The 12133-nt window shown below is 45.4% G+C and carries 5 protein-coding genes; 4 read left to right on the top strand and 1 reads right to left on the bottom strand.

Annotation, left to right across the window (positions count from 1 at the left end; all coding sequences use genetic code 11):
* The 4 genes from FK220_RS17290 (at nucleotide 1) to FK220_RS17305 (ending at nucleotide 10548) form a co-directional block, all read left to right on the top strand.
* Nucleotides 1–1203: a class I SAM-dependent methyltransferase gene (locus tag FK220_RS17290; protein WP_152575613.1), complete on the top strand. Its 1203-nt coding sequence runs from the start codon at nucleotides 1–3 to the stop codon at nucleotides 1201–1203.
* Between the two features lie 489 nt (nucleotides 1204–1692).
* Complete coding sequence (locus FK220_RS17295) at nucleotides 1693–5049, top strand: SusC/RagA family TonB-linked outer membrane protein (RefSeq protein WP_152575614.1); 3357 nt, start codon at nucleotides 1693–1695, stop codon at nucleotides 5047–5049.
* Between the two features lie 67 nt (nucleotides 5050–5116).
* Nucleotides 5117–6841 (top strand): RagB/SusD family nutrient uptake outer membrane protein, encoded by a 1725-nt coding sequence (locus FK220_RS17300; RefSeq protein WP_152575615.1) that lies wholly within the window; start codon nucleotides 5117–5119, stop codon nucleotides 6839–6841.
* Nucleotides 6842–6951: 110 nt separating this feature from the next.
* The gene (locus FK220_RS17305; RefSeq protein ID WP_152575616.1) at nucleotides 6952–10548 is read left to right on the top strand and encodes an FG-GAP-like repeat-containing protein; all 3597 of its coding nucleotides are present in this window, start codon (nucleotides 6952–6954) and stop codon (nucleotides 10546–10548) included.
* A 67-nt stretch (nucleotides 10549–10615) separates the two neighbouring features.
* Here FK220_RS17305 and FK220_RS17310 read toward each other — a convergent pair whose 3' ends face one another.
* A complete protein-coding gene (locus FK220_RS17310) occupies nucleotides 10616–12109 on the bottom strand; it encodes a sulfatase family protein (protein WP_152575617.1) in 1494 nt (497 codons plus the stop codon).
* Nucleotides 12110–12133: the final 24 nt, after the last annotated feature.

Raw genomic sequence — 12133 nt, forward strand, 5'->3', positions numbered from 1 at the left:
TTGAATAATAATATTTTAAAATCTGATTTACAAGATTTTATAAACAAAAATTATAAAGGTGACATCCTGTCAGTTTTATTTAAAAAACCCATTTTCGAAGGTATTTCCAATCAAGAACTGGCTCAACAATTGGAAGCCAAAGAAAAGTGTCGGACAAAGCTCCCCACCTGGTTCCGAACCTCGAATATTTACTACCCCAAAAAACTGAACATCGAACAAACCTCCTCGGAAATTACGGCCCGGTACAAGGCAGAAATTATAAGCGGAAAAACGTTGGTCGATCTAACCGGGGGCCTAGGGGTCGACTGCTATTTTTTTAGCCAGAAAATAGCACAAGTTTTTTACTGCGAAAAAGATTTGGAGCTGTCCAAGATTGCGAGGCATAATTTTGAAATGTTGGGGGCGAAAAACATAGCGATCTTTTCCGGGGACGGATTGGACTTTTTAAAGAACCAAAAAAAATCCTTTGATTGGATATATATCGACCCATCGAGAAGGCATGGCGCCAAAGGAAAAGTGTTCCTGCTATCGGACTCCACCCCAAATGTCGTAGCGCATTTAGAGGCGCTTTTTGCCAAATCGGATAACTTACTTATCAAGACCTCACCCCTATTAGACCTTTCTACAACCCTAGATGCGCTGAAATTTGCCAAGGAAGTTCATATTGTTTCGGTGCTAAACGAAGTAAGGGAACTGCTCTGGGTGCTACAGAAAGGTTTTGAAGGAAAACCAAAAATCAGGACCATTAACTACGCTAAACACGGTCCGGAAAATTTTGTGTTTGAATGGGAATCGGAGAAGAGTGCGGAAGCAGTCTTTTCAGAACCCATGACCTACTTATATGAACCAAACGCGGCCATAATGAAGTCAGGAGCCTTTAAAACCATTGGAAATCGATTCGGGCTGTACAAACTAGATCCCAACACCCATCTTTACACCTCAAAACAACAGGTAGGGTTTCCCGGCAGGGTTTTTTTAGTAAAAAGCATATTTCCTTATAATAGAAAATCATTGAAGCAATGGGAGGGTGCCAAAGCGAACATCACTACCCGTAATTTTCACGAAACCGTAGCAACAATCCGTAAAAAATATCGCATCAAGGAGGGAGGCGACCAATACCTGTTCTTCACGCGAACAGCAAATCGGTTTTTGGTCCTGTCTTGTATCAAAGTAAGTAAAACCCCAAAAATTGATTCGAATTAAATAGACTTTTAGGAACTTTCTATCCCATCAAAACCACATCCCATTTCAATGATGGATCAGCCAAAAAATAGAACGTAAAAACCTTTCGTTCGCCTATGGTATTATCATAAAAAATTAACATAAAATTCTCACAAAAAAAGACCTTCTAAAACGTTGTAGTAGTCCAAAAAAATCTACTCATTTAACATACTTTTGGTAACATTTTTTACCGCTGTTGTGATTTCATTAAGATTGTGGATATGTAAAATTTCTTGTGGAAAAATTTCACATATCCCAATGAAACAGGGGTTTGAAGGATTGCCTCCGTAAATTTTGAACATTTTTTTTGAGTCGTCTAATGATAAAATATTGGAAGTTATGTGTTTTTAATTCACATAATTTTGCTATTATTAACCTAAATTTGGTTTTTTTTAACAGATGGATGTAGGCCCATAGCTTAAAAAATCCAACTTAATCAAGAATTATTTAAACTAACAAACAACAAGGATTATGAATCAAAAACGTGATTACAATTCGTTGAGGCCCAAAGGCAAGTTTACTTCGCTTAAATTTGGGTTTTTGTCGATGATGATTTGCTTGGGAGCGCAACTTGCTTTTGCGAATCCGGAAACTAATTTTACAGTGGTCGAGGGGGATCCAATTTTCCAAACGACCATAACGGGTACCGTAACCGATTCCGATGGTGTTCCCTTAGCGGGGGCCAACGTGTTGGTAAAAGGAACCACAACTGGTACACAAACCGATTTCGATGGCAACTATACGTTGGAGGCTGAAAGTGACGCCACCCTGGTATTCAGCTATTTGGGTTTCCAGACCTTGGAAGTTCCCGTAAACGGTAATTCTACCGTCAACGCTACGATGCAGGAAGATGCCGCCGCCCTCGATGAGGTAATCGTTACTGGGTACCAAACGGAAACAAAGCGCGAAACGACTGCCGCGGTCTCGATTGTGAAGGCAGAGGAGTTGGCAGCGATCCCTTCCGGAAACGTTGAACAGCAGCTACAAGGTCGTGTGGCCGGGGTTACGGTAGTAACAAACGGTCAACCAGGTACCGCTTCCCAGATCAGGGTTCGTGGTTTTGGTGCCTTTGGCGGTAACGAACCTTTATATGTAGTCGACGGTGTGCCTACCTTGAACATCGACTTCCTAAACCCCGACGATATTGAGAACACGGCAGTACTGAAAGATGCGGCAGCAGCCTCTATCTACGGTGCTCGTGCGGCGAACGGTGTAATCGTTTACACCACCAAGCAAGGACGTAAGGGGAGTAGAAAAGCGAAAATTTCAATTAACATACAAAGTGGTGTTACCGACCCCAATGTCGGTGGATCCCCAGAGATGTTGAACCCTCAGGACATGGCCCGATATACCCATATCGCCTACGAAAACAATGCAGCGGCCAACGGTGTTCCGGTAGAATATACCCATCCGCAATACGGTTCGAATCCTACTCCCGTATTACCGGATTTTCTACATGCCTCTTACACAGACGCCAATGGTGATAATATAACCCTTAACGGGATCAATGGAACTGTAGATTTGGCTCAAATTCAAGCATCTTTTGAAGCAAACCCTGAAAACACCTTCTTGATACGACCCAATCTAGCGGGGACCAACTGGTATAAGGAAATCACCAGAATCGCTCCTGCCAACCGTGTCAGCATCGGTTTTGACGGAGGTACTGAGAATGGCCGATTTTTTATGGGCCTCAGTTTGCAAAATCTAGCCGGTATTTTGTTGGAAAATGAACAGAACAGATATACGGCTCGATTTAATTCGGAATGGGACATAACCCCTTGGTTGAGTGTCGGGGAGAATTTACAGGTAACCTATAATTCGGTCAACGGACAACAAGGTGGTAATGGAGGTTTGGGTATTTCGGATGATGAGTCGGAGGTTCTTTCCGCCTACCGGATGCCGACCATCATTCCCGTTTTTGACGAATTGGGTAACTATGCGAGTACCCGAGCGGCAGGGTTCAACAATCCAAGGAACCCGGTGCGAAGGTTGGTCCAGGACAGAGGAAATGACAACAATTATAGTGTGAGTACCTTTGGAAATCTCTATGCTTCCGTACGACCAGCCGATGGTTTGGAACTGCGAACCAGTATCGGTGGTTCGTACTTTACGTTTAACTCGGTGGATTACAACTTCAGATATCTAGGGGATTCGGAACCTCAGGCAAGTTTCTCTTTTAACGAAGCCAACCAATACGGCTTTCAATGGATATGGACCAACACTTTGACCTATGAAAAATTGTTTGGGAAGCACAAGATCAAGTTTCTGGGTGGTGTCGAAGCAATTAAAGGGGCAGATTCCCCAAGAACTCCTCCCCTGGGACGAAGAATCCAGGGATCGGGTATCAACCCATTTTCTACAGACTTGGACTTTGTCTCCTTGCAAACGGTTCAAAGCCCTGTAGTTCAAAGTTTTATTTTCAAAGGGGTGAACTTCAGTTCCCTCTTTGGAAAGTTGGACTACAACTTTGACGAGAAATACTATCTGACCGGGGTGATACGACGGGATGGTTCCTCCGTATTTGGTGAAAACAATCGATACGGGGTTTTCCCGGCAGTCTCCGGTGCCTGGAGGGTGATTGCGGAGCCTTTTATGCAGGATCAAGACTTCATTACCGACCTCAAGATACGCGGTGGATGGGGAGAAATGGGGAACTCCAACAATGTGCGACCCACCAATCAATTCACCTTGGCTGCCTCCAACCTGGGTAATACCTTTTATCCCATCAATGGGCAAAACAGTGGGGCCGACGAAGGGTTTGCCGCAAGTACCATCGGTAATCCGGATGCAAAATGGGAAACCAGTACTACCTTAAATATCGGTTTTGATGCTTCGTTCTTTAACGACAAATTGGAGGTTATCTTAGACTGGTGGAAGAAAGATACCGAGGATCTTCTTTTCGAAGTTCCCCTGGCAGGTGTTACCGGTAATTTCGCCGCTGCGCCAGCAGTAAATGTAGGTTCTATGTTGAATCGAGGGGTTGACGTACAAATCATTGGACGTGGCAACTTCACCGAAGACCTTTCCTTTGAGGTAACCTTGAACAACTCCTTCCTTAAAAACGAAGTTGTCGAATTTGCCCCCGGCATCGAGTTCTTGGATGGAGGTACCTTCAGGGGTATCGCACCGACCCGAAATCAAGTGGGAAGACCCCTCTCCTCCTTCTTCGGTTATCAGGTAATCGGTTACTTTAATAGCGAGCAAGAGGTAGCCAATTCCCCTGATCAGGACGGTAAGGGACTAGGACGTTTCCGCTATGCGGATATCAATGGGGACGGTGTTATCACCCCGGACGACCGTACCTATCTTGGCGATCCCGTGGCCGAGTATAGCGGTGGGGCCGTTTTGAACTTGAAATACAAAAACCTTACCTTGGAAACCTATTGGAACTGGGTAACCGGCGTGGAGATTTTCAATCAATCAAAATGGTTTAGGGATTTCTTTGGGACCTTTGAAGGGTCGGCAAAGGGCGTGGCCGCCTTCAACTCCTGGACTCCTGAATTGGGGAACAACGCAGGAGCCCCCATTTGGGAAAGCGTTTCGAACTTAAGTACCAGTGGAGCATCCAACTCCTGGTATGTTGAGAATGGTGATTACGTAAGGCTACAACGACTTGCTTTGATCTATTCTTTTGACGACAAAATAAAAGACGCCTTGGGCCTTAGTAAATTGGATTTCGGGATTTCCGCCAATAATATTTGGACCATCACGAATTACAGTGGTCTAGACCCAGTGGTAGGGGGTGATGCCGATACCCGTTTCGGTGTCGATGTTGGTAATTATCCGGTAACACCCTCGTACTTGCTCAACCTTAACATAGGTCTGTAAGCGGATAGGATTGTTTTGTGATATTTAAACCAAAAAAAAACAATATATTTACAACAAAAATTAAACTATGAAATCAATTAGTAAAATCAAGAAGTTTACAGGCATTGCTCTGGGAGTTCTCATGTTGGGGGTTTCCTGTAGTGATGAGTTTCTCGAAGTCGCCCCAACGGGCTCCTTGGGGGACGCACAGCTTCAAACCGTTGACGGTATTGAAGGATTGTTAATAGGAACCTATGCCGCCGTCAATGGCGTCTTTGGAAACCGATTTGAGGGTCCGAACCACTGGGTGACCGGTTCGATTATGGGCGGTGAAGCCAATAAGGGTACGGATGCCGGTGACTACTCTAGTATCAATCCGGTACAGCGCTACGAAGCCGATCCGACCCAAGGTGATTTAAACAACCTTTGGCGAGGTCGCTATGAAGGGGTAAGTAGGGCGAATAAGGTACTGGCAACACTCGCCATAACCGAAGTCCCCGAAGCCACCGCCAATCGCATTGCGGGTGAGGCAAGGTTGCTTCGTGGTCATTTCTATTTTGACTTGAAGAAGCATTTTAACAGCATTCCTTATTTTGATGAAACTGCCCTTGCTACCGATATCCCTTTGATTCCAAATACACCGGACGTATGGGATAAGATAGAAGCCGATTTTCAGTTTGCCTATGATAACCTGCCCGGGGATAACGGAGCCGGTCGGGTGAACAAATGGGCCGCTGCGGCCTATATGGGAAAGGCGAAACTGTTCCAACAAAAATGGGCGGAGGCCAAGACCTGGTTTGACGATGTAATCGCCAATGGGACCACCTCCAACGGATTAAAATATGCTTTGTTGGATGATTATTCCGCAATGTTCAACGCGGTAAACGATAACCACGCCGAGGCGGTGATGGACGTAGAATCCTCGAACGAAACAGGAAGCACCCAGAATGCGAATTATTTCGATGACCTTAACTATCCTTACAACACAGGTCCTGATGGTCCCGGTAACTGCTGCGGATTTTTCCAGCCTAGTTTTGAGTTGGCCAATTCATTTAGGACCTCTGGAGGTCTCCCACTATTGGACGGTTCTTACAATCAGGATCCCTTGGCCAACGACTATGGTGTAGAGACCAGTGATCCCTTTACTCTTGATGCAGGTCCGGTAGACCCTCGTCTGGATCATTCTGTAGGACGAAGAGGTATTCCCTACTTGGGATGGGGACCACATCCTGGAAAAGCTTGGATTCGTAGTCAGCCGTATGCGGGGCCTTATTCACCTAAAAAATATGTGTACCGTGCAGGTCAGGATAATACCTTTACCGATGGTAGCTCTTGGACTAGAGGTTATGCCACTATGAACTACATGATTATGCGCTACGCAGATGTTCTTTTAATGGCTGCCGAGGCCGAGGTAGAACTCGGGAATCTTGACCAAGCCTTGGACTACGTGAATCAGGTAAGGCGTAGGGCGGCCAATGCGGAATTCTGGGTGAAAAACGACGATGGAAGCGACGCGGCCAACTATGAAATTGCCGAATATACTGCCTTCCCTAGTCAGGAATTCGCTAGACAAGCAGTGCGTTTTGAGCGTAAGTTGGAACTGTCCGGCGAAGGCCATCGTTTCTTCGACTTGGTTCGATGGGGTGTCGCAGCCGAGGAGCTCAATGCGTATTTGGCGTACGAATCCACGCTGTTGGTGACCAAATTCGGTGGAGCTAGTTTTACTGCTGGTAAAAATGAGTATTATCCTATTCCACAAGCACAGATCGACATCCAGGGATCTGATGTATTGTCGCAGAATCCAGGATATTAATAAATTCCTTTCTTATGAAGTTAAAAGCCGCCTTACGGGCGGCTTTTTTTTGCTTCTTTCCCAAGGTTCGCGCATCTTTGTAGATACACATTTGAATCGAACCAAAACCCATGACTTCAATTGAACTATTTGTCCTCAGGCGTTACTTGGCCTACTTGGTCCCTTTACTTATGGTATTGGGGGCGTGCAGTGAAAAAACCCCTACTACCCTATTTTCCGAGGTAGCCGTAACCGAATCCGGTTTACGCTTTAACAACCAGCTCACCGAAAATGATAGTATTAACATCATCGACAACGAATTTGTATACAATGGTGCTGGGGTAGCATTGGGTGACGTAAACAACGACGGGCTCGACGACATTTTTTTTGCCGGCAACCAAGTGGCCAACAAACTATTTCTGAACAAGGGTAATTTACACTTTGAGGATATATCCGCTTTAGCGAATATTGACAAACCTGATAGCCTCATGTGGTCATCGGGCGTATCGATAATAGATATCAATGCGGATGGTAATTTGGATATCTACGTCTGCAATACCTTTAGACGGGATTCGGTACGTCGTCGCAATCTGCTGTACATTAATCAAGGAATCAAGGAAGGAATACCCATTTTCAAGGAAATGGGTCAAGAATATGGGCTAGCGGACGATAGCTATTCCTCCCATGCCCAATTTTTTGATTTTGATAGGGATGGGGATTTAGACCTGTTCATTGGGGTCAACCGTATCGATGATATTGATCCCGGAGAGTTTAGACCCTTGGATGATGATGGCACTTCCCCCAGTCGCGATCGATTGTACGAAAATACGTTTAGTGATAGTCTCGACCATCAGCTATTTGTAGATGTTTCCGAGAAGGCAGGTATTCGCTATCACGGTTATAGCCACAGTACTTTAATACACGACTTCAATGGGGACAGCTGGCCGGATATCTATGTAGCCAACGATTTTTTGAGTAACGATTTGGTCTACGTCAACAATCAAGACGGTACGTTTACGAATAGTGCCGGAGCCATTTTTAAGCACTTTAGCCTATCTTCTATGGGAAGTGATGTAGCTGATGTAGACAATAATGGCCGTATGGATATTTATACTACCGAGATGCAGCCTTACTACAACAAACGAAAAAAATTGTTTCAGGGGCCTAGCAACTACCAAAAAGAGATTTTTACCGAAAAGTATGGGTATGAATATCAATACGCCCGCAATACCCTTCAGGTAGACATGGGGACCAACCCGGAAACGGGGCTGCCTATTTTTAGCGAGGTGGGGATGTTGGCCGGCGTGCAGGAGACCGATTGGAGCTGGGCGCCATTGTTCGGAGATTATAACAACGATGGATGGCAAGACCTTCTTATAACCAACGGTTTTCCCAAAGATGTCACGGATCGTGATTTTGGGGATTTTCGAATCACGGCGAGCCGATTGCTTAGCAAAGAAAAATTGATAGCGGCCATTCCCGAAATCAAGATTCCCAACTTCGTGTTCAAAAACAACGGCGGTCTTGAATTTCAAGACCATACCAAGGAATGGGGGCTCAATTTTGGCACCTACTCAAGCGGTGCGGCTTACGGGGATTTGGACAACGATGGGGACTTAGATCTTGTCATCAATAATATCAATGATCCTGCCCTATTACTGGAAAACCACAGCGAAAAGCTGTATCCCAACCAAGTTTATTTACGGCTGAAGCTACAGGGCCCTGATAAAAACCGAAACGCGGTCGGTGCTACCGCCAAAGTTTACGCAAACGACATGATCCAACAAAAGGCGCTGTTGTCCGGGCGTGGGTATTTGTCACAACCGGAACAGGTGTTGCATTTTGGATTGGGAACTATTTCCCAAGTTGACAGTATACGAATTCGATGGCCCAATGGTGCGGAGCAGCTCATCGGTGAAACAGAAGTCGATACGGTACTGGCGATTAGCTACAATCCCAACAGAAATTTAGAGGGAACAACAATGACTGCTGACAATGAAGCCATCTATCGTGAAGTTGCGGAACAATACAACCTACAACATCTTGTCGGCGACTACGATTTTATCGATTTTAATTTTCAGACGACCATCCCGCATAAGTTCTCCCAATTCGGCCCGGCACTTGCCGTAGGAGACGTCAATGGAGATGACCTAGACGACCTGTTTGTTGCCGCAAGCCGTGGTTTTCAGGAAAAATGGTTGCTACAGACCGAAAAAGGTGCTTTTGAAAAGCGGGAAGTATCCTATAAGACCTCGGAGGGCCTCGAGGAGGAAGATGCCGGAACCTTACTTTTTGATGCGGACAACGACGGGGATCTCGACCTGTACATCGCCAGGGGATGTGGCCAATACCCTGCTGGTCATCCTTTTTATACCGACGTACTGTACCAAAACGACGGCATTGGAAATTTTACCAAAGCAATCGATGCAATTCCGTTAATTACCGCGAATTCTTCTACCGTTAAAGCGGCCGATTTTGACCAGGATGGCGATCTAGACCTTTTTGTCGGAAGCAGGGTACTCCCATTCTCCTACCCATCTTCCGATAGAAGCTTTCTACTACGTAATGAAAGCGAAAATGGAAGTATCAAATTTGTGGATGCTACTGAATCGATTTCTTCGGAACTGGTGTACGCAGGTATGGTAAGCGATGCCCTCTGGACCGATTTCAACAATGATTCCTGGCCAGACCTTGTTCTGGCAACGGAGTGGATGCCCCTACGTTTCTTCCAAAACAATATGGGAAAATTGGTAGAGGTCACTGACAGGACCGGTATCGATGATGCCCATGGATGGTGGAACAGTTTGGCCGCAGCGGACTTGGACAACGACGGGGACACGGACTATATAGCAGGGAATTATGGCAGGAATATTTATTTCAAGGGTGATGGTGAAGAGCCTGTTCGATTATACGCCAAGGATTTGGATGAAAACGGGAGTATCGACCCCTTGATTTCCTATTATTTACGGGACAGCGTTGGTACGAAGAAAGAATATCTGTACCATCCGTGGCAAGATGTCACCAAACAATATGTCGGGATTCGTAAGAAATTCAACTCCTTCGGAGAATTTGGAGCCGCTACCCTACCGGAAATGTTTTCCGACGGTTTGTTGGAAGATGCCACAAAACTTACTTTCAACTACATGACCAGTTCTTGGGTTGAAAACCTAGGAGATGGTACCTTTCGCATACATTCGCTCCCATTGGAAGCGCAATTTGCACCGGTATATGGCATCTTGCCAACGGATATTGATAGCGATGGGAATATGGATTTACTATTGGTCGGAAATGAATTTGGCATGGAAGTACAACAGGGCAAGGCCGATGCCTTCAACGGTTTGGTTCTTAGAAACAACGGGAAAGGTGACTTTTCAACGGTAGTGTTGGAAGACAGTCATTTTTTCGTGCCAGGCAATGGCAAGAGTTTGGTTTCACTGAGCTTGGCCAGTGAGCGACCCATAATCATCGCTTCCCAAAACAACGACTCATTAAGAGTTTTTGAAAGAGCACATGATAAAAAAGTGCGAATTCTAAAAATTGCACCCAACGAAGTGAAGGCCTTGGTAGAGTACGAGGATGGACAGCAAAACCTGAACGAATTCTATTGGGGAAGTAGTTTTCAATCACAATCCGGGCGCGCTATGACAATACCAATAACGGCGACAGAGATACGGCTTTTTGACAATACCGGTAAAGAGACCCGCATAATAGCCGGCAAGAGTCTTTAACGGATCCCTGATCTTTGGATAGATAGCAGCAAAGGACATCTCCGACCTCCCGGTACCATGGAATCGACTAATATTCGTTCTGATGCTTATAATCACCAAACCGGTATTTTATGGTGCGTTTTAAAGGGATGTTCATTCCTTTGGTCTCTTCCAGCCAGTCATAGATGGCCGTTGACATCGATTTAATCAACTCCTGTTTGTCAGGGTCGGCAATCAAATTATACATTTCGTCGGGATCGTTTTCAAGGTCGTATAATTCATTTCTATCCCATATCCCATGATACCTGATGTATTTGTATTTATCATTGCGCATTCCGAATACCGTAGGAGTCATGGGAAAATCGTATTCCCAATAATACTCATAGAATATTTCCTTACGTACCTTTGCATCGGTATCACCCGTCAAAATCGGAATAAAGGACACGCCGGGCATATTTTCGGGTTGCTTCACTCCGGCCTCCGCCAAAACAGTGGGGCCAATATCGATGTTCTGAACCATTTGCGCGGGAGAAATCCCTCCCTCGAAAAGCTCCGGACATCGAACCAATAGGGGAACTTTCACCGATTCTTCGTAAAAATGTCTCTTGTCTATCAAACCGTGTTCTCCCCAACTAAAGCCGTTATCCCCCATGTAAATCACCAATGTCGATTCATCCAGACCCTCCTTTTTAAGATAGTCCATGACGGTACCAATGCTTTCGTCCACACCTAATAAGGTTTCGCAGTAGTCGACCACCATTTCGTGTATGTCGCGATTATCGTGGTACATATAATCAACTCCGTGCCAGCTTATTCGTTGGTCGGCAACCCATTGTGGCCATTTTAAATCACGATATTTTCCAGTCTTGGTCTGATCATAGGTTACGGGGAGGCTAATTTTTTTGCCCTTATATTTTCCTTTATGTCGCCTTGCGGGCTGAAATCCCGCATGTACCGCTTTATGGGACAAATACAAAAAGAACGGTTTCTTTTTATCTCGTTTTTCCAACCAATCGACCGCATGCTCGGTCAACAAGTCGGTGATATAGGTGGAATCCTTATAAGACACTCTTTTCCCGTTGATATTTAAGGTAGGGTTGTAATAGACCCCCTGTCCGGGAAAGCTCTCCCAATGGGTAAATCCTGGTTGGGGATCGTCACCATGGTCACCCATATGCCATTTTCCAAAGAAACCGGTCTGATAACCGGCTTTCTCCAGATTTTCCGGGAAATAGGTGAGGTTTCCAGGGTCGGGGGCTTGATTGTCTATAATGGTATGCGAATGGGAAAACTGACCCGTCAAAATCGAGGCACGGCTCGGGGAACATAGCGAGGTAGTGACAAACGCATTGGGCAAATAAGCTCCTTCGGCTGCCAGGCGATCCATATGGGGTGTCTCGAGCCAAGGGACCTTGCCGGTAAATCCCATGTAATCATACCGGTGGTCATCGGTTAGAATAAAAATTACATTTCGTGGTTTTTTCTTTTTCGGTTTTGGTTCGGTACCCCTTGCCGTTAAAGGTAGGTTTATCAGTAATACCAAACCAAAGCAGATACCTCTCAATAGACTACCGTTTTTCATATCTCAAATTTTTATTAGGCATGT

Origin of the sequence: Pelagihabitans pacificus, assembly GCF_009371985.2 — a bacterium.
Taxonomy (GTDB): Bacteria; Bacteroidota; Bacteroidia; order Flavobacteriales; family Flavobacteriaceae; genus Pelagihabitans; species Pelagihabitans pacificus.